The organism is Cohnella massiliensis (assembly GCF_900169535.1).
GTDB classification, from domain to species: Bacteria; Bacillota; Bacilli; order Paenibacillales; family Paenibacillaceae; genus Cohnella; species Cohnella algarum.
The window spans coordinates 575,837-594,705 of the sequence record NZ_LT821259.1 but is presented as its reverse complement, the minus strand read 5'-3'; the positions used below and the strand labels follow the sequence as shown (position 1 = coordinate 594,705).

Genomic DNA, 18,869 nt, shown 5'->3' with positions numbered 1-18,869 from the left:
GGCGAGGTTTTAATCCGATGGCATAAAATTAGCGTTGCGGTAATCCTGCGGCGTGACCGAATAGTACTTTTTAAACACCTTGATGAAATAATTCGGATTCTGGTAGCCGAGCAGAAGCGCGATCTCGTAATTTTTCAAGGCCGGATCGGCCAGCAGCGAAACGGCCTTTTCCATCTTGAGCCGCAGCACGAAATCGCTGACGTTTTCGCCGGTTTCCAGCTTGAACAAGCGGGACACGTGAACCGGATGAACGCCCAAATGGTCGGCGATCGTTTGCAGGGTGACGTCCTCCACGAGCCGCTCCTGGATAAACTGTTTGATTTTCCCTACCGTGTCTTCCCGCTCGTGCCGCGGCTCGCTTTCGATGCACATTTTGAGCCGGCCGAACGCCCGCAGCATCCAGTCCCGAAGCGAGGACAGGGAACGGATCGGCGCGAGGCCCGCGGTGCCGGACAAATCCGGGCCGATCAGCTCCGCCAGGCTGCGCCCCTGCTTGTGCGCGAGCGAGCTGAACGAAGCGTACACGTAAAAATAAGCTTCGGTAAAATGCTCGAACGATTGGGACCAGTTCGCCCTCAGCTCGTCGCAAACGGACAACAGCTTCGCTTCGGCCTGATCCCAGTTGCCCGACTCCATCAAATGCTGAAGCAGCGGGGGCTCGTACAGCCTTTGCAGGGAGCGGACCGGAGCCGGCTCCGTCTCTTCTGACGCGTAGATGAACAATTCCGCCTGATTGCCGATCCGCTTGCGCAGCGCCAGCAGATTTTCGTCGTACAACCGCTTGACGTCCTGGGGAAACCGGCCCCAACCGCTGATGATGACCGAGACGGTGCCTTTCAAGTATCGGTTTACGTTCAGCTGCAGCTGCGAAGCGGCGAATTGCAGCTGTCGGAACGCTTCCTCCGCCCCGGATTCCGCTGCCGCTTCCAGCCGCCGCTCGTCGCTCAGCGTGGCCATGAACGTCAAATAGCCGTGTACGTCCTTGCAGCTCCAAAGCCGGAACCAGCCGTCGCAAACTTCCTCCGCCATGTTCTGGATCGCATATTCCATCAGGGACGAATGATAGAAATCCAGCTCCGCCAGCTTTCCCTCCAAACGCACGACCATCAGCGCGAACGGTTCGTCCGGGCGAACGTCGAGCCGCAGCGATTTCGTCTTCTCGGCGAGCTGGCCGTGCAAATATTCCCTTCCCTGCAGCAGCCCGTTCAGCAGTTCTCCCCGCAGCAGCGGCAGATGCTCCCGAAACGTCTTGGCGAACCGTTCGTGCGACCGGCTTTCGTCCCTTTCCCGCCGCAAGGCGTCCACCGCTTTTCCGACCGTCCGGACGACATCCTCGTCGCTCGCCGGCTTCAGCAAATATTCGAACGTGTCCTGGGCGATCGCTTTTTGCGCGTAGGCGAACTCGGCATGTCCCGAGAGCAGGATGCATTTGATTCGCTTCCAGCCGGCGCGGATTTTGGCGATCAGCTCGAGCCCGCTGATGCCGGGCATGCGAATATCGGTCATGACGATGTCGATCGCGTTCGTTTTCAATATCTCCAATGCCTCGCTGCCGGAATAAGCCTTGTACACGTTCGAAACGCCCGCCTTCGTCCAATCGATCGTATCGGCCAGGCTGTCCACGACGGTGTCCTCGTCATCGACGATGAGCAGCCGGTAAAGTTCGGTATCGTTCATCTATTCGGCCCTCCAAACAAGTTCTGCGCGAAATCCGTTTTTCGACGATTTCGAAAAATACAGGCCCGAGCCTTCCTCGTACAAGTGAAGAAGCCGCTGGTGGATGTTCCACAGCCCGCAGCCGGTCTCCGCTTCGAGCGGGGCGGAAATCCGCTTCTTCAGCTCGATCATCCGCTCCTCCGTCATTCCGGGGCCGTTGTCCTCCACGACGATGCGGTTTCCGTCCGGGCCCGTTTCCCCCTTGATCGTAACGACCCCGAACCGTTCGCTCGGTTCGATGCCGTGAATGACCGCGTTTTCGACGAGCGGCTGGATCAGCAGCTTCGGAATTTCCAGCTCCAGCATCTCCTCCGGGATGTCGATTTCGTACCGGAATCTCTGGATGCGCAGCAGTTGGATTTCCAAATAGTTGCGGACAAGCTTCGCTTCTTCGCGCACCGTGGCCGTCGTTTTTTCGGTCCGCGTCGTGTAGCGGTAATACTCGCCGAGATTCAGCGCCATCGCCACGACCGCGTCCTTTTCGCCGAGGCTTGCCATCCCCTTGATGTAAAACAGGCAGTTGTACAGGAAGTGGGGATTGATTTGCGATTGCAAATGCTTTAAGGTCGCTTCCTTCGACCGCAGCGTTTCCTTGTATACCTTGTCGATCAGGTCCCCGATTTTTTCGGCCATTTCGTTAAAGCTTCGGAACAAAAAATCGAATTCGTTGTTCGTCCGGGGGTGAAGCCGGATCGAGTAACGGCCGTCCCGGACGCGCTGCACGCCTTTGACGAGCAATTGAATCGGCCTTTGCACGTTCCGGTACAGCAGCAGCGTCGCCAACAGGCTGAGCGCCAGCAGCAGCACGATGGAGGAATAAAACAGATTCCGGCTCGTCACGATCGGCGAAAAAATCGTTTCGAGCGGCACGAGATCGACCATCGCCCAGTCCAGGCTGCCGGAATGGGCATGGTTGATCATGTATTTTTTCCCGTTCAGCGTCACGACCGCGTTGCCGCTTTCCTCGAGGTTCATGGATTCGAGGATGCCGACCGCCGGGTCGATCGTCGTGCGGTCAGCCGTGTAGCTGACGATCGGCGCTTCGCCTTTCCGGTACAGAAACGGCTCCGTCAGCTCCCCCTGCTTGTAGAGACTGAGCATGTTCCGGATGTTGTCCTCGGTAAACCGGACTTCGACGAAGACGTTCGGAATGCCCGCGGGCCTGATTTGCGAAAACAGCATTTGCTTCATGCTGAAGCTGACGGCGCTTCGGTACGTCCATTCCCCGGGGGGCGTTTCGCGGATCGTCCGTTCGTCGTACTTGACGGAATAATCGGTCGAGATGACTTCCTTCGAATCGGTCAAGTGCAAAATGAGCTGGTTGTTCCAGGCGTTCGTCGCGGTTTGCATGTTCAACATCTCGAAAATCCGCAACTGCCGCTGAAGCTGCAAAATCGGGTCGCTTTTCCCCCGCCCGTCCAAATACTCCCGCAAGGTGAAATCCCGTCCTGCCGACGCCGAATATTTCGTCAGCTGGTCGACCATCATGTCCATCTGGCTCATAAAAAAGGAGAGGCGGTTCAAATTGTTGTCCTCGACCGTCTGCCGGACGACGTCGACGCTGACTTGATAGGAGTAACCGTACAAGGCGACCGTGGGAAGGAGAAGCGAAATGACAAGCAGGAAAATTTTGCTGAAGATGTTCAGTTTCACTATAAGCTCCCCCTAAGATGTGCAAGTGAAAGTGCGGTGCGAGTATGCAAGTTTGCAGGCGTCGATCGCGGTCTTCGAACGGGCAGATTCATCTTAGCATTAAAGTCCAGATGATTGAAAGGGCTTTCAATATTGGGCCGCGGGTTGCCGCCGATCGATTGGCTGGTCCCGTTGCACCAGGCGCGTCGTCGATAACGGTCCGGCTCAGCCGTTATTTCCGTTGGGGGCCGTTTTCCGCCTTGATTGACGGAACCGAGGGACGCTATTGGCGGAAGTTCGGCGCGAGTACGGGGATAAGATGGAAGTCAATCTGGCCCTTGACAAAACTAATCACATTAGTTATATTGAAATCACGAAAACTAATAGTATTAGTTTTACTGCAGCGGGTATCATTCCATTGCCGAAAGGGAGAGATTCAATGTTCGCAGGACATTTCGGAATCGCAGCCGCCGTCAAAGCAACGCAGCCCAGGCTTCCGCTTTGGTCTCTTATCGTCGCGACCCAATTGCTGGACATTCTTTTCATTCCGCTGAACTTGGCCGGCGTCGAGCGGACCGACACGTCGATCGGTACCGGATACGGCGAAACGATCTTCCATGCCGATTATACGCATTCTCTCGTCGGCGCTCTGCTGATCGCCGTCGTCGCCGGCTTTGCCGCGCGTCGCGCCTGGGGCGCAAAAGGCGGCTACGCCATTGCGTCCGTCGTCTTCAGCCACTGGCTGCTCGATTTGATCGTCCATCGGGCGGACATGCCGATTTTGCCGGGAAATGCGGGCGAATTGCCGCTGCTTGGCTTCGGACTGTGGAAATATGCGGGGATCAGCATGATCCTGGAAACGGCGATCCTTGCGATCGGATTCGCGATGTATGTGCGTTACGCCATGAAAGGGACGGGAAAAACAAGCCGGAAAAAGGCGACGGCATCGGTCATTGCCATGGGGTTGTTCCTCGCGCTCACGATGATGATAAGCGTCTGACGGCAAGACGCGCCGCGACAACGATTCGGCGGCAAGGAAAGAGGCCGGCCGGATGGCCGGTCGGCCTCTTCCAACGGAGCGCCCCAAACGGAAGCGCCTCCCCGCCAAGCGCATATCGCGGCAAGCAAGCATTTGCCGCGAAGAGGGCAAGGCTCGCCCTACGCCTTCCGGCGAACGAGCGAGACGACAAGCGCCAGCAAGCCCGCGGCGAGGCCGGCGATCGCAAGGCCGAGCGTCAGCGGATCCCGCCCCGCGCCGTCGGACGCCTCATCGGCGGCGCCGGAAGAAGCGGCGCCGTGGCCGTGGCCGTCGGACTCGCCGGTCGACGGCGTCACCGCCGTCACGGAAGCCGGCGTGTCGGCGTCCTCGGCGCCGGTCCATTCGACGACGCTGCCGTCGGAGTACGTCTGGTAAGCTTTCCAGACGAGCTCCGTGGCGTCTGCCGCGACCCGGCCCTGGAAGCGGAACTCGCCAAACTCCGTCGCGCCCAGGCCGCTGCCGGACGTCGTCCAGACGACGGAAACGATTTTGCCGTCCGCGTTCGTCTCCGTCTCGTAGCTCCATTCGGGCTTCGGCTCGAACCGCAGCACTTCGACGCCGTCCGGAACGTCCAGCTTCACTTCGGTCGTAGCCGCGTCCTTCTCGGACGGGACGCGAATCGTAAACACCTGGTACGCGCCTTGCGCCACTTCGCCCGGCGATACCGTCACATGCGCGCTTGCCGCCTGGGCGAACCCGAAGGCGAGAAACAGCGCAAAAACGAGAGACAACCTTTTTTTCATGACAGGACCAATCCTTTCCGTTGATTGCGGATGAGACCAAGTATAAATCGTCCGCAACCCGACGGCATGACCCCAAAGGGCTACTCCGGCGAAAAAAAGATGGCGATCCGAAGGCGGCCCGCCGCTCTACCCGTCCACCAGCCCCCGTTCGTACGCATAACGGGTCAGCTGCACCCGGTTGTCCAAATGCAGCTTTTGCAAAATATTTTTGAGATGGTTTTTGACCGTATTTTCGGACAGGCCGAGACCGGCGGCGATTTCGCGATTCGTCCGGCCCCTGGCCACCTCCAGCAAAATTTCCTTCTCTCGCGGCGTCAGCCCCTCGCGCATGGCGGTTTCGCCGTCCGCGCCCGCTCTCCCCCGCGCCGGCGAAACCGGCGGCTGGGGCCTTGCGGCGAACTCCCGCAAAATCGACATCGCCAGATCGGGGTTCAGCGGCGCTTCGTCCAGGGCCACCGCACGCAAATATTCGCGCCAGGACGAAGGCTCCAGGTTTTTGAGCAAGTAGCCTTGGGCGCCCTTTTTCAGCGCTTCGAACAGGTGGGCCGGCTCGTCGGACACCGTCACCATGATGATTTTGACGTCGGGATAGGCGCCCTTGATCGCTTTCGCCGCCTCGAGCCCTCCCATCCCGGGCATGGAAATGTCCATCAGCACGAGCTCCGGCGTCGTCTCGTCCATCAGCTCGAGCGCCTCCTCGCCGCTGGCCGCTTCCCCGACGACGACAAAGTCGCGGTCGGACGCCACGATTTCCCGCATCCCTTGCCGCGCGTGAGGGTGGTCATCGACGAGCAGCACGCGAAACGGCTGATTCATCGCCTCTTCTCCCTTTCTTCGTCAATTCGATTACCGTACGGTCTCCACGCCGCTCCGCCGCCAGCGTCCAGCCCATCTTCCCCGCGCGATCGCGCACCATGCGCAGGCCGAACCGCCCCGGAGCCGCGAACGGGTCGCCCCCGAACCCGATGCCGTCGTCCTCGACGCGGCAGCGAAAGCCTCCGCCTTCGACCGGTTCGCCGACGACCGTCACGTTTTGCGCCCGCGCATGCTTGCGGACGTTCAGCAGCGCTTCCCGCAGGCAGGCGTGCAGCTCGACCTTTTCCTTGCCGGACAAGCTTTCGTCCGGAATCGTCCAGCGAAAATCCGCCTCGGCGTCGAGAACGCCCGCCGTCTCTCCGAGCAGCTCGCGCAAGGGGAGCACCCAGGCGGCGTCCGCCGCCGACGGCGGCAGCCGCAAATTGGCGATCGCCTGCCGCACGTCCTCGTGCATGACCCGGACCGTCTCGCGAATCTGTCCGGTAAGCTCGCGCACGGGCGGCTCGCACGCGGCTCGATCCAGCTGGTCGAGCTTGACCGCGAGCAGAAACAGCGACTGGGCGATGCCGTCGTGCAACTGCCGCGCCAGCTGTTCCCGCTCTTCGAGCGCCGCCTTGGTCGCTTTCTCCCGCTGCAGCTCGCTCTGCGACTGCTCCATGCGCCGGAACAGCCCCGGCACGAGCGCCAGCGTCACCGCAAGCACGATGAACGGAGCCAGCAAGTTGCCGAGCTCCATCGACAAATAGGGCAGCAAAAACGCATGCCGCACGTACTCCCACAGCCCGATTGTCAGCGTGGGAATCCCGATGATCAGCCATTTGATCCGCTTGTCGCGCATGACGGCTCCCTCTTTCGCATCCGGCCGGCTGCCTCCGCCTTCCGGCCGGTTCAATAAATCCGAAACTCCGTTTCGCGCACGAGCTCGTTGCTTTCCGAATCCGTCACCCGCACCTGCGCCTTCCATTTTCCCGCAAAGGGCAAATACGAGCCTTGCGCGCGGTAGGTCGCTTTTTCATAGCCGGCAAAATCGTCCAGCTCCTCATCCTCGTACGCTTCGAGCGGAACGTCGATCGCGCCGACGTCGTCCCGCCCTTCGGGCATCAGGCGCAGCAGCGCTTGCTTGGGCAGTCCCAGCTCCTCCGGCAGCCATATTTTCAACGTAAACGCGTTTTCCCCAGGGGCGTTCGGCGCGATTCGCAGCGTCAGGTGCATCTCTTCGCCCATCTCGTGATAATGCAGCGGGGCGTTCGAGGGCAGCGGATTTTGATACGTCAGAATGCCGACGCACAGCACGATCGCTCCGAACAGGCCGATGTCGAGCTTCAGCAGCCCGCCGCCGGGAAGATTCCCTTTGCGCAGCCTGAGCCGGATCAAAAAGGCGGCGATGACAACAAGCGCGGACAGCGCCGTTTTGGCGATCAGCCATTTGCCCCAGGACGTGTAGAGCAAATAAGAAAGCGTAGGCAAATATTTCAAAACGCTAAGCGTCCCCGTGATCCAAAGCGCGACAAACGAAAGGAGCGCCCACTTGGAAAACAGCAGGGCAAACCGTCCCGCCTCCGTCCGCTCCTTGCTCCATACGAGAATAAGCAGCGCAAGTCCTCCGCCCCACAATGCGGCTCCGAGCAGGTGGACGAAATCGAGCCCGACCGAATACCCGATCGGCGAAAAAGCCGCCGCGTGGCCGCTCCAGGCCTCGGCGAACAGCGCAGCGGCCGCCCAGAAGAGGCGGGCGTACGCCCCGAGCGACCGAAGCAGCGTCGCCGCGATCGCGAGCAGCAGCTCGGCCAGGTACAGCCGGCCGATCGTCGTCTGAATCAGGATGCGGCCCCATTCGGACATCGGCTCGCCCTGCGCAAGTTCGCTTACATGCAGAACGACGTAAGCGAGCGTCGCGCAAAGCGCGAATTTCCCCATGAAGCCGAGAGCCGCTTCGCGCCGCTCCCGCACGACCGGCGAAGCTCCGCGCGAAAGGCTCCACAGCGCCAGCCCGGCCGTCAGGAGCAGGCCCGCGTAATAGGCGATTCTCGTCGCGTAAAGAACGAATGCCCGGTCGCCCAGCATGTGCTCGCCGTGCCCGTCATGTCCGACCTGGGCGTGAGGATCCAGCCGGTCGGACGTCGTCGCGGCCGGCGGATTGCCGACGGTGAACACGTAGGCCCCGGAAACCGGATGGCCGTCGGCGGAAATGACGCTGTACGACACCGTATAATGGCCCTCTTCAAGCTTCGGAAGGCTGAGCCTCAAGCCTCTTCCCTGTTCGAAACGCTCCGGCTCCGCGTCCGTAACGGACTTCGAAGCGTCATCCAGCACGCGAAGCGAGTATCCGGTGCCGTCCAGCCGCTCGTTGAAGAGCAGCTCGACGGCCTCGGGTGCGGACGCGAGTTTCGCGTCTTGCGCGGGCGAAGCCTGTTCCAGCGTCGCATGCGCGAAGGCGGAAGGAGCCGACAGCCCGATGGCCCCGGCCAAAAAAACGATGAACGCGACAAAGCGCCGCAGCGCCGGCAAAGCGGCCGCATGCTTGCGCCCGTAAGCTGATGCAGTCGACACGAACGAAACCCCTCTTTCGAAAAATCCAAAAATTTCCGCAATCCTTGGACCCTGTCACCGTCCATCGTACCCGAACGCGTCCCTTCGTTCAACTGCCGGAAAAGAATTGTTGCATAAATATTCTTTCGAATGTATAGTTATTGACGACAACCGCATACCGGAAAAGATGGCGACGCAGCTTCCGGCGCTCGTGAAGAGCGCTTGAAGCGGTGAGCGGATGAAAAGGGAAGCCGGTGAGAGTCCGGCGCGGTCCCGCCACTGTAACGGGGGCAAAGGCGCGATATGCGCGCGGCCTTTGGAACCCGAAGCCAGGGATACCTGCCGTCTTTTCTCAAGCCAAGGAACCTACGGTCGATAGGGATGATCCGGCACATCTGATTTGACGTTCTGGACGTCTATTTCGGCATGCCCGTCCTTCCGAAGCTGGGAGGCGGGCATGCCTTTTTTGCTTGCGGCGCCCGGATGTCGGTTGATCAACATTTTGCGAGAGGTGTGGTTTGCGTATGTCTATCGTGGCAACCGCCGCGCTCGGGTATCCCCGAATCGGGGAAAACCGGGAATGGAAAAAAAGCCTGGAGCGCTTCTGGAGCGGAAAGTCGGGCGAAAACGAATTCAGGGAGGAGCAGGCGGAGCTTAGAATCCGCCGGCTGCTGCGGATGAAACGGTCGGGCGTCGCCGTTCTGCCGTCCGGGGACTATTCCCTGTACGACGGCATTCTCGATCATACGGTCGCCTTCGATCTCGTCCCGGAACGATTCCGGGATCTCGGCGCTCCCGGCTCGCTTGAAGTCTACTTCGCCGTCGCCCGCGGCGCGGAAGGAAAGCCCGCTTCCGAAATGACGAAGTGGTTCGACACCAACTATCACTATATCGTGCCCGAGCTGGGCGACCGCCGCGAGCCCCGGCTCGCGTTCAATCCCTGGCTCGACGCTTTCAACGAAGCGAAGGAAAAAGCCGGCCTTCTGACCCGTCCGGTTATCGTCGGCCCCTACACCTATGTCCGGCTGGCCAAAGGGGTGGCCGCCGGGGAATTCGCGGATCGGGTTCGCCGCCTCGTGCCGGTCTACTCGGAAGTTCTCGCCCAGCTGGCGGACGCCGGGGCCGTCTGGGTGCAAATGGACGAACCTTCGCTCGTCACGGACGTGCCGGAAGAGCATCTGCCGCTGATCGACGAGGTTTATGCGGCGCTTTCGTCCGTCCGGCCGAATTTGAAACTGATGCTGCAGACGTATTTCGCCGCGGCGGAGTTTCCGAAGCGGCTGCTCGCGCTGCCCGTCGGCGGCATCGGGCTCGATTTCGCGCGGGACGGAGGCGCGAATCTGGAGGCGCTCCGGCAGGAAGGCTGGCCCGCGGACAAAACGCTCGGAGCCGGCATCGTCGACGGACGCGGCATTTGGCGCGCCGATCCCGACCGCGCTCTCGCCCTGCTCGGCGAGCTGGCGGCGATCGTGTCCCCGGAGCGGCTCGTCGTGCAGACGTCGTGCAGCCTGCTGCACGCGCCCGTGACCGCCTCCGCGGAACGCAGCGGCGACCCGGTTGTGCGCGCCGCCTTCGCCTTTGCCGACGAGAAGCTGCGCGAGCTCGTCGATCTTGCCGACGCGCTCGGCTCGCGCCCGGCCGCCGGCGCCGACAGCGGCAGCGCCGCGCTGCTGGCGCGGCTTGAGGAGAGCCGCGCGGCTTTGGCCGCGCTGCGCGCTCATCCGGCGCGCGGCCGGGAAGCGGCCGGCGCGCGGGCGGATTCGGCGCCCGAGCGGGCGCCGTACGAGCGGCGCCGCGAGCGGCAGCAGGCGCGGTTCGGGCTGCCTCCGCTGCCGACGACGACGATCGGCAGCCTGCCGCAGACGGACGATATTCGCCGCGCCCGGCTGGAATGGCGGAAAGGAAAGCTGGCGGAAGGCGATTATCGCCGCCTGCTGAAGGAAAAAACCGGGCTGTGGATTCGCCGCCAGGAGGAGCTTGGCCTCGATGTCCTCGTGCACGGCGAATTCGAGCGGACGGACATGGTCGAGCACTTTGCCATGCTGCTGGACGGGTATCATTTTACCGACAACGGCTGGGTGCAATCGTACGGCTCCCGCTGCGTCAAGCCGCCCGTTATTTTCGGGGACGTGACGGACAAAGGCCCGATGACGCTGGAAGACACCGTCTACGCCCAATCGCTTTCTTCCCGTCCGGTGAAAGGCATGCTGACCGGCCCGATCACGATGCTCGCCTGGTCGTTCAGCCGCGAAGACCTGCCGCAAAGCCGGATCGCCGACCAGATCGCCAGGGCGCTGAACGCGGAAGTGCTCCGTCTCGAAGCCGCCGGCATCGGCATGATCCAGGTGGACGAGCCGGCGCTGCGGGAAATCGCCCCGCTGAAGCGCCGCGAATGGACGGCCTACTTCGAATGGGCGGTCCGGGCTTTCCGCCGCAGCGTAGCCGGCGTGGCCGACGACACCCAAATTCATACGCATATGTGCTACTGCGATTTCCATGAAATTATCGACGCGATCCAGGCGATGGATGCGGACGTCATTTCGCTCGAAACGTCGCGCAGCCACGGCGCCCTGATCGAGGCGCTCCGCGGCGAGCCTTACGGCAACGGCATCGGGCTTGGCGTATACGACATCCACAGCCCGGTCGTGCCGGGCAGCGGCGACATGCTGGCCGTCATCCGCGCCGCCCTGGAGGTCGTGCCGGCCGACCGGCTGTGGATCAACCCGGACTGCGGCCTCAAGACGCGCAGCGAAAGCGAAACGCTCAAGGCGCTTCGCGAAATGACGGCCGCGGCCGAGCAGGCTCGCCGGGAGCTGACCGCGACGTAAGCGCCGGCCGGGTTGGCCCGCCGGAGCCGCTCGTGACGCCAGCTGCCAGCCGTCTTGGCCCGCCGGGAGCTTCCCTCGACGTACTTAAATTGCCAGCCATCTTGGCTGGCCGGGAGCTGCCCGCGACGCAAGCTGCCGGACCAGTTGTCCCGCCTGAAGCTTTCAGCTGCCGGACGCCTCGGCCCGATGGGAGCTGCCCCGGCACCCATGCTGCCCTTGCGGCAGCCGGCGATGGTAGCGTGCAGCAATGCCGCGACGAAAAGGACCCCATTTCCGCCTGGATGCGGAATCGGGGTCTTTTCGTTCTTTTCGGGGCCACCCGTACGTTCGGGACGAAGTCCTCCCCACCGATGCCCGTCTCCGTTGGATTTTGTCCAACCGAGAGCCCCATTTTCACGACCCGCGCCGTCTTCGATGGATTTTGTCCAATCAAGCGACGCCCCTTTGCAAAAATTGCTCAAAATCCCCGTTCCTCGTTGGACAATATCCAACCTAGACAGCCCAATCCCCGAGTTTCGCTCTGCTGATTGGATGAAATCCAGCGTAGGCGATGCCGCGGCATTTGCCGACAGCATCATGCGTTCGCCTCTGGCCTCCTGGGGCCGCCTCCCGTTCGAGTCGGCATGGGCGGTTTGTACCCTGCGGCTGTCAGACGCCACTCCCGTCCTGGTATTTGTCCGCCCAAGCGTCGAAATCCGCGAACGCCAGCCCGCGCGAATCGGGCCAGATGTAAGTCCAGCCCGCGCAATCCGGGCGGTCCGCGTCGCGCACCCATACCCGCTCGTAGTCGTTCGTTTCCTCGATCCCGTAAAATTCCTCGTACGCGTCGATCTCGGCCAAGGCGGCCCCGCTCAGCTCGCACCACAATCCGCGCACGAAGCGGTCTTCCCCGCCGGTCACCGGCACCAACGCCGGATACGCCCCCGCATCGACCAGCCGTCCGCGCACGCGTCCCGGGAGGGGAGTCCCGCGCAAATAAGGCTCGAGAAGCCGATAACCCGCGAAGCCCGGCAGCAGCGTTCCGTATACGAACAAGCGGACGAGCGGCTCCTGCTCATCCAGGCCGGACCGTTCGATTCGTTTTTCCAAGCGCACGCCTCCTTCCCTATTTCCGCCGTATTTTACCGATAGTTCGTTATAAAGGGGACGTTGTCCGAATCCAATCTCTCGTTTGCCAAACGAACCTTGCAACGGCTACAATTTCGGTATGCCTGCTATTGGATTCAAATGGAGATTCGATTCAAATTGACCGACAAAACCGACAAAGGATGGGACCTATGGAAAGTTACGATTTGGCGTCATTGTCCGTCGCGCATTCGACCGGAAGCTGGGAGCTTGCTTTTTCCCAGGCCAAGCTGTTCGTCATTCAGGAATACGGCACCTTTCTTTGGTACATCGATGCGGAAGGCGTTTCCGACGAACGGCTGCTTGCGCATTTCGCCCAAACCGAGGATATCGGCGTTCGGGTCGAGGCGACGACGATCGGGGGACGCGTGTTGAAGGGCGACGCCTATTTCCATCCGAATCCGCAAAACAAAGCGGCCGCGATCCGCGGTCAAGGCGAACTTTCCGGCTATAACCCGAGCGCCGCGCGCTAAGCCGGGCTTGCCCCTGCCCGGCTATAATGAGCGCCGCGCGCTGAGCCGGCAACTCCCCGATCCGACGCCCCAACCGAACATGGGGCACTCCATAGCGAAAACGGCCCTCCTTCCGGAGAGCCGTTTTCGCCTGCCGCGACGGCCGGATTACTTGGAATACACTTCCGGCGTCGTCATTTTATCGTAGAAATTGACGTATTCGTCGCGTTCGGCCGAAGCCCGGCACGCCATGGCGGAACGGGGATGCTCGTCCAGCGCGCCCGTCACCATGTACGGAATGAGGTAGCCCCATTCTTCCTTCTCGCGAAGCTTGACCATGTGGCGCTCGATCATGCCGAGCACGGGACGAAGGCTGTACTGGGGGTTGTTCAGCTTCGCCAGCAGCAGCTCGGTCGGACAGTTGCCCGCCGCGCGGCCCATGCCGTACACGGAAGCGTCCAGCAGCTCGACGCCCATCTCCGCGGCGACAAGCGTGTTGGCGAACGCAAGCTGCATATTGTTGTGCGTATGGACGCCGAGGCGTTTCGTTTTCAGGTTGCGGCGGAACTTTTCCACCAAATAGCGGAAGTCGTCCGGATCGAGGCTGCCGTAAGAGTCGACGATGTAAACGACGTCGATCGGGCTGTCGGCGATCATCGCCAGCGATTCCGTCAGCTCGTTGTCCATCACGTTGGACAAGGCCATAATGTTGATCGTCGTTTCATATCCCCGATTATGGAACAAGGTGGCCAGCTCGATCGCCTTCGCCGTATCGCGCGCATAGCAGGCGACGCGAATCAGGTCGAGCAGCGACTCGCTGCGGGGCAGCACGTCGTTTTCGTCGACGCGGCCGACATCGACCAGCGCGGAAAGCTTGGTGTTCTTTTTCTCGGGGATGACCTTGCGCAAAAAGTCGTCGTCCAAAAAGCGCCACGGACCGGCATTTTCCGCGCCTTTGAGCAGCTTGGGGGAATTTTTGTAGCCGATCTCCATGTATTCCACGCCGGCCTCGTTCAGCGAGTTGTACAAATCCTGAACGAATTCGACACTGAAATCCCAATTGTTGACCAGCCCGCCGTCGCGTATCGTGCAGTCGACGATCTGGCAATGATCCGTCTTGCGGTGTGCGGCCATATTGACAAAATCTCCTTTGCTTCGTGCTTGACTTGAGTCCGAAAGGAACTTGGTACCTAGTTTATAACGAAACGCGACCAATTAACAAGGGCTTTGTCCGACAGCCCGGGAAAAATCCGCGCAAGCGCGCCGAACCGCCGCGAGCCGTACGACGCTTTCCGTCCGTGCATTAAAAAGGCCCCTGCCGGCCGGGTATCCGATCGGGGGGGCCACATAAGCGTCAAGCAAAACGAAGCGTTACGCCTGCGCCTTGCCGGACAGCCATTCCGCTTCCTGGACGAGCTGGGCGACCGAACGATCCAGACGGGTCGTCGCTTCTTCGGCGATGTCCGCGCCGCCTTGGTCGTTCCAAACGACCTGGGTATCGAGAACGAAGACGCCCGTCAAAATGTTGCGCGCGCCGAGCACGGAAAAAACCGGCTTCATCGCGAAATCGATGGACAGAAGATGGGCGATCGTCCCGCCGACGGCGATCGGCAGCACGAGCTTGTTGTCCAGGCCCTTTTGCGGCAGCAGGTCGAGGAAAGCTTTAAGAATGCCCGTAAACGAAGCTTTGTAGACCGGCGTGGCGATAATCACGGCGTCGGCTTCCTCCACTTGCTTGTTGGCGGAGATAATCGCCTCGCTGTCGAAGCGCGCGTGGAGCAGATCTTCCGCGGGAAGATCGCGGACGTAAAGGACGGACACCTCGTTGCCCGACGCTTCCGTTTGGCTGCGAACCCGATCGACGACGGCGTGCAATCTGGACTTTTGAACCGGACTTCCGACGATAATGACAATTTTGGCCACTTTGATCACGTTCCTTTTCTCGCGAGACGTCAATTCCGATATAACCTCTAGGATTATATTGAATTATAACGTGCAAATATTCTGTCTTCAAGCTCAAGTTATCAAAAACATTTCGATAATGCAAATATTTCTGCCACGCGGTGTCGGGATGCATGCCGTTTCGTCCCTTTCGACGCTTGATGAGCATGAGACAAGTCCTGTATGATTTAGGAGTCGCCGGGAAGCCGGCCGACGGATTTGGAACCCCATTCGCTGCGAGAGGAACATCAACATGAATTCATATACGCTGAAAGTCGCGGGACTTGCGCGGGAACTTCCCGTAATTCCGATCACGGATAAGCTTTGCATCGCCAGCTTCGTCATTTTGGGAGATGCGGAGCTGGTCGAAAAGGCAGCCGAGGCGCTGGCCGGGAAGCTCCCGCCGGTCGATGTCATCGTGACCGCCGAAGCGAAAGGCATTCCGCTCGCCTACGAGCTTTCGAGAAGGCTCGGCCTCGGACGCTACGTCGTCGCCAGAAAAAGCGTCAAGCCTTACATGGCCGCCCCCCTGCTGCACAAAGTCGTTTCGATTACGACGCAGAAGGAGCAGGTACTGGCTTTGGACCGGGCGGACGCCGAGTTTTTGCGGGGCAAACGCGTCGCGATCGTCGACGACGTGATCAGCACGGGAGAATCGCTGCGCGCCCTGGAGGAGCTTGTCGGGCTGGCCGGCGGCATCGTCGAGGCGAAGGCGGCCATTTTGGCCGAAGGCGATGCGGCCGGCCGGGACGATATCGTTTTTCTGGAGAAGCTTCCTTTGTTTCCCCGTTGAACCGAAAGGACCGGGAGGAGCGATTGGGCGCGCTCCTGGCCCGGTCTTTTTCTAGCTGCGGATTTCGGCCCGGCAAGGACGAACGTTCAGCGAAAAAGACAGCGTCTTGTCCGGCCGCAGCAAGTATTGTTCGAGCGTCGGCGCGTAGCCGCAGCTGTGGTTGCCGAGGCCGCTTTGGGCGGCGTCGAGCTTGACGATCGTCTCGCCCAGCCTCGTCAGCAAATGAACGTGACTTGTCCGCATCAGGTCCTCGGTCGAATAGTGGTGCGCGCTGACGTTGAAGGGCCTGCCGCCGGATTCCGCGAAGCGCAGGCCGATTCCCGCGGCGTTCGTCACCGCAGCCCAGCGGACGTCGGCCTTGTTGCCGTTTTCCTGCGGCTTGACGTACGGCACGAACTGCTCCTGCACCGTTCCTCCGTAAACGCCGAGCTTCCCGCTTTCCTTGCGGTCGGCATAGCATTCGTGCGGCCCCCGGCCGAACCAGTCGAGCCGCTCGAAGCCGGCCGGCATCGACAGCTCGAAGCCGAAGCGGGGCAGCGGCGGAAGTCCTTCTCTCGGCTCGACGAGCGCCTCGAGCAGCAGCTCTCCGCCCGCCCGCACGGCAGCGGTCGTCCGCGCCCGGAACGCGACGCTTTCGCCCCTTGCGCCGATGACGGAATCGGCCGTGACGACCAGCTCGGAATCGCCCGTTTTTTTCACCGCTACATTCCGTACGTTGGTGATAAGGCGATCGTAGCCCGCCTTCGCCCATTCCTTGGCCATTCGCACGTCATTGTCGACCGGGGCCCGCCAGAAGTTCGGCTTCGGCCCCGAGGCGAGCACCGGAACTCCCTGAACGCGCCATTCGCAAAGCTGTCCCGTGCGCTTGTCGAACGTTACCGAAAAATCGCCGCCAAGCACGCGAACGTGCCGGCCGTCTTCTTCGACGCGAAGCGCCTCCCGCTTGCCGGACGCTTCTCCGGCGACGGTCGCCGTTTTTCCGCCGGAACGCGCCTCCTCCCGCTCCTTCGCGATGACGAACAGCGGCAAATCCGCCCACGCCGTTTCATGGCCCGCCTCCGCCCACGACGTCCCTTCGCGCAGAACGAAGCTCGCGTGAACCCAGTATTCGCCCGCTTCGGCGGGAAGCCGCTCCGGCAGCGGAATACGCACCGTCTCCGTCCCGCCCGGACCCGCGGAAAGAGCCGGAAGCTCGCCGTTCGCGATCGTTTCTCCGTCCCGCTTCAGCTCCCAAGCTCCCCGCAAATGGGAGAGCGTCAGCGTATCGTAACGGTTGCGGACCGTCCATTCGCCGGTTTCCGCGTTCCAGGCTTCCGTTTTGACGGGTTCGAGAACTTTTTTATATTCCAGAAGGGAGGCTTTCGGCGCGCCGTCCGGAAACAGCAGGCCGTCCAGGCAGAAATTTCCGCTGTGCGGCTCTTCCCCGAAATCGCCCCCGTACGCGTAGTACGGTTCCCCGGTTTCCGTTTTTCGGCCGATCGCGAGGTCCGTCCATTCCCAGATCAGCCCGCCGAGCAGGCGCGGATACGCGTAGACGGCATCCCAGTACTCCCGCAAATTGCCGGTGGAATTTCCCATCGCATGTCCGTATTCGACCATTAAATAAGGACGGCTGTCCGGCTTGTTCGCTTCGGCGATCAGCATGTCGACGGACGGGTACATCGTGCTGACGATATCGACGATCGGCGCGTCGTACGCCCGCTCGTAATGGATCGGCCGGGTCGGATCGGCCTCGCGCACCCATGCCGCCATAGCGTCGTGATTCGGGCCGTAGCCCGACTCGTTGCCGAGCGACCAGACGATGACCGACGGAAAATTGCGATCCCGCTCCACCATTCGTCTGGCTCTGTCGATATAGGCGGCCGTCCAGGCCGGATGCTTGGACAGATAGCTTTCCGCCGCCCCTTTCGCAAACCCCGGCGTCTCCTGGTTGACGCGCTCGCCGGTAAACGCGAAGCCGTGCGTTTCCAAATCCGCCTCGTCGATGACGTAGAGCCCGTGCCGGTCGCACAGCTCCAGAAAGCGGGGATCGTTCGGGTAGTGGGACAGCCGGACCGTGTTGATATGATGCCTTTTCATGAGCACGACGTCCCGCTCCATCTGCTCGACGGATACCGCAAAGCCGCGCCAGGGATCGAATTCGTTGCGATTCACGCCCTTGACGACGATCGGCCGGCCGTTGACGAGCAGCTTTCCGTCCGCGATCCGGACCGTTCGGAAGCCGACGGCGATTCGTTTGACTTCCATTATGCGTCCGTCCGGATCCGTCAACGTCAGCAAAAGCGCGTACAAATAAGGCGTTTCCGCCGTCCAGAGGTTCGGTGCCGAGAGCTTTTCGCCGAGCGTCACGGTCCGTTCCTCTCCCGGAAGCGGAGCCGGAGATACGCTTAGCGTCCGGTCCAGCACCGGGCGGTCGTCCGCATCCAGCAGTTCGATCCGCAAACGGCAGGAAGGCTGCTCATGCCGCGAAAGATTGGCGACGGCCAGCGACACGCTCAGCTCCGCGTCGCCTCCCTTCTCGTTCGCGTCCGTCCTCACCTTCGCGTCCCGAATCGTAACCGGGGCCGGCGCCAGCAAGTACACATCCCGGAAAATGCCGCTCAGCCGCCATTTGTCCTGGCTTTCCAGGTAACTGCCGTCCGACCATTGATACACTTTGACCGCGAGAACGTTGTCCCCGGAAACGAGCCGGTCCGTAATCTCGAATTCGGCGGCCATATGGCTGCCCTGGCTATAGCCGGCAAGCTCGCCGTTCACCCAAACGTGAAAAGCGGAATCGACCCCTTCGAACACGAGCAGGACGCTGCGGCCTTCCCAGGCTTCGCCGAGGCGGAACGCGGTCCGGTAGCAGCCCGTCGGGTTGTCCGCCGGCACATGCGGCGGGTCGACCGGGAACGGATACGGACAGCTGCTGTAGTGCGGACGTCCGTACCCGTGCAGCTGCCAATTGCCCGGCACGGGCAGCGTCGCCCACTCGTCGTCCGCGTAATCCGGCGCTTCGAACCGCGCGGGAGCCTCTTCGGGAGACTCGCAGTACCGAAACTTCCAATCGCCGTTCAACAAACGGAAAAAAGGAGACGCCTCGCGCGGCTCCTTCAGGGCCGACTCGCGGCCGGCGTAAGGAATCATATAGGCATGGGGGGCCTCCGCGTTTCGCGCGAGGACGTCCAGGTTCATCCAATCGGGCTTGCTCGCTTGCGCCGTCGGCGCTTCCTGCATGGCATTTTCCTCCTTCTGGGGCGCGGCTTCCGTGTA

At 61.5% G+C, this 18,869-nt stretch carries 14 protein-coding genes and 1 riboswitch; of the genes, 4 read left to right on the top strand and 10 right to left on the bottom strand.

Going from position 1 to position 18,869, the window contains the following annotated elements:
• Positions 1-9 precede the first annotated feature (9 nt).
• Complete coding sequence (locus B7E11_RS16560) at positions 10-1,677, bottom strand: response regulator (RefSeq protein ID WP_080836606.1); 1,668 nt, start codon at positions 1,675-1,677, stop codon at positions 10-12.
• Positions 1,678-3,369 (bottom strand): sensor histidine kinase, encoded by a 1,692-nt coding sequence (locus B7E11_RS16555; RefSeq protein ID WP_139787228.1) that lies wholly within the window; start codon positions 3,367-3,369, stop codon positions 1,678-1,680.
• A gap of 418 nt (positions 3,370-3,787) precedes the next feature.
• Between B7E11_RS16555 and B7E11_RS16550 the strand changes: the two genes are divergently transcribed.
• Positions 3,788-4,348: a permease gene (locus B7E11_RS16550; RefSeq protein WP_080836603.1), complete on the top strand. Its 561-nt coding sequence runs from the start codon at positions 3,788-3,790 to the stop codon at positions 4,346-4,348.
• A gap of 158 nt (positions 4,349-4,506) precedes the next feature.
• Here B7E11_RS16550 and B7E11_RS16545 read toward each other — a convergent pair whose 3' ends face one another.
• From B7E11_RS16545 to B7E11_RS16530, 4 genes are all read right to left on the bottom strand, one after another.
• Positions 4,507-5,130: a YcnI family copper-binding membrane protein gene (locus B7E11_RS16545; RefSeq protein ID WP_080836600.1), complete on the bottom strand. Its 624-nt coding sequence runs from the start codon at positions 5,128-5,130 to the stop codon at positions 4,507-4,509.
• Positions 5,131-5,256: 126 nt separating this feature from the next.
• Positions 5,257-5,946, bottom strand: a complete 690-nt coding sequence (locus B7E11_RS16540; RefSeq protein ID WP_080836599.1) for a response regulator — start codon at positions 5,944-5,946, stop codon at positions 5,257-5,259.
• Positions 5,912-6,838 carry a sensor histidine kinase gene (locus B7E11_RS16535; RefSeq protein ID WP_245809748.1) on the bottom strand — a complete coding sequence of 309 codons (927 nt, stop codon included), beginning with the start codon at positions 6,836-6,838 and terminating at the stop codon, positions 5,912-5,914. Before B7E11_RS16535 ends, B7E11_RS16540 begins: the two co-directional genes overlap by 35 nt.
• On the bottom strand, positions 6,835-8,496 hold the full coding sequence (locus B7E11_RS16530; protein WP_080836598.1) for a copper resistance CopC/CopD family protein: 1,662 nt from the start codon (positions 8,494-8,496) through the stop codon (positions 6,835-6,837). The genes B7E11_RS16535 and B7E11_RS16530 overlap by 4 nt, the downstream gene beginning before the upstream one ends.
• 190 nt (positions 8,497-8,686) lie before the next feature.
• Positions 8,687-8,836: riboswitch (cobalamin riboswitch) on the top strand.
• Between the two features lie 163 nt (positions 8,837-8,999).
• Here B7E11_RS16530 and metE point away from each other — a divergent pair.
• Positions 9,000-11,303: a 5-methyltetrahydropteroyltriglutamate--homocysteine S-methyltransferase gene (gene metE, locus B7E11_RS16525; protein WP_176220793.1), complete on the top strand. Its 2,304-nt coding sequence runs from the start codon at positions 9,000-9,002 to the stop codon at positions 11,301-11,303.
• A gap of 648 nt (positions 11,304-11,951) precedes the next feature.
• Here the strand turns inward: metE and B7E11_RS16520 are convergent.
• Positions 11,952-12,392 (bottom strand): gamma-glutamylcyclotransferase family protein, encoded by a 441-nt coding sequence (locus B7E11_RS16520; protein WP_245809747.1) that lies wholly within the window; start codon positions 12,390-12,392, stop codon positions 11,952-11,954.
• 188 nt (positions 12,393-12,580) lie between these two features.
• Here B7E11_RS16520 and B7E11_RS16515 point away from each other — a divergent pair, with 188 nt between their 5' ends.
• Entirely contained in the window at positions 12,581-12,901 is a 321-nt protein-coding gene (locus B7E11_RS16515; RefSeq protein WP_080836596.1) for a hypothetical protein, read from the top strand.
• A gap of 147 nt (positions 12,902-13,048) precedes the next feature.
• Here B7E11_RS16515 and B7E11_RS16510 read toward each other — a convergent pair whose 3' ends face one another.
• Both B7E11_RS16510 and ssuE read right to left on the bottom strand, forming a co-directional pair.
• Positions 13,049-14,014: an aldolase catalytic domain-containing protein gene (locus B7E11_RS16510; RefSeq protein ID WP_080836595.1), complete on the bottom strand. Its 966-nt coding sequence runs from the start codon at positions 14,012-14,014 to the stop codon at positions 13,049-13,051.
• Positions 14,015-14,251: 237 nt separating this feature from the next.
• The gene (gene ssuE / locus B7E11_RS16505; RefSeq protein ID WP_080840853.1) at positions 14,252-14,803 is read right to left on the bottom strand and encodes an NADPH-dependent FMN reductase; all 552 of its coding nucleotides are present in this window, start codon (positions 14,801-14,803) and stop codon (positions 14,252-14,254) included.
• 271 nt (positions 14,804-15,074) lie between these two features.
• Between ssuE and B7E11_RS16500 the strand changes: the two genes are divergently transcribed.
• Complete coding sequence (locus tag B7E11_RS16500) at positions 15,075-15,614, top strand: phosphoribosyltransferase family protein (RefSeq protein WP_080836593.1); 540 nt, start codon at positions 15,075-15,077, stop codon at positions 15,612-15,614.
• Between the two features lie 51 nt (positions 15,615-15,665).
• Here B7E11_RS16500 and B7E11_RS16495 read toward each other — a convergent pair whose 3' ends face one another.
• Complete coding sequence (locus B7E11_RS16495) at positions 15,666-18,833, bottom strand: glycoside hydrolase family 2 TIM barrel-domain containing protein (protein WP_080836591.1); 3,168 nt, start codon at positions 18,831-18,833, stop codon at positions 15,666-15,668.
• Positions 18,834-18,869: the final 36 nt, after the last annotated feature.

What these genes read in the sequence shown, in the direction of transcription:
- metE (WP_176220793.1), top strand. Translation starts at nt 9,000, where the DNA reads ATGTCTATCGTGGCAACCGCCGCGCTCGGGTATCCCCGAATCGGGGAA.
- B7E11_RS16540 (WP_080836599.1), bottom strand. Translation starts at nt 5,946, where the DNA reads ATGAATCAGCCGTTTCGCGTGCTGCTCGTCGATGACCACCCTCACGCG.
- B7E11_RS16545 (WP_080836600.1), bottom strand. Translation starts at nt 5,130, where the DNA reads ATGAAAAAAAGGTTGTCTCTCGTTTTTGCGCTGTTTCTCGCCTTCGGG.
- B7E11_RS16500 (WP_080836593.1), top strand. Translation starts at nt 15,075, where the DNA reads ATGAATTCATATACGCTGAAAGTCGCGGGACTTGCGCGGGAACTTCCC.
- B7E11_RS16510 (WP_080836595.1), bottom strand. Translation starts at nt 14,014, where the DNA reads ATGGCCGCACACCGCAAGACGGATCATTGCCAGATCGTCGACTGCACG.
- B7E11_RS16550 (WP_080836603.1), top strand. Translation starts at nt 3,788, where the DNA reads ATGTTCGCAGGACATTTCGGAATCGCAGCCGCCGTCAAAGCAACGCAG.
- B7E11_RS16495 (WP_080836591.1), bottom strand. Translation starts at nt 18,833, where the DNA reads ATGCAGGAAGCGCCGACGGCGCAAGCGAGCAAGCCCGATTGGATGAAC.
- B7E11_RS16560 (WP_080836606.1), bottom strand. Translation starts at nt 1,677, where the DNA reads ATGAACGATACCGAACTTTACCGGCTGCTCATCGTCGATGACGAGGAC.
- B7E11_RS16515 (WP_080836596.1), top strand. Translation starts at nt 12,581, where the DNA reads ATGGAAAGTTACGATTTGGCGTCATTGTCCGTCGCGCATTCGACCGGA.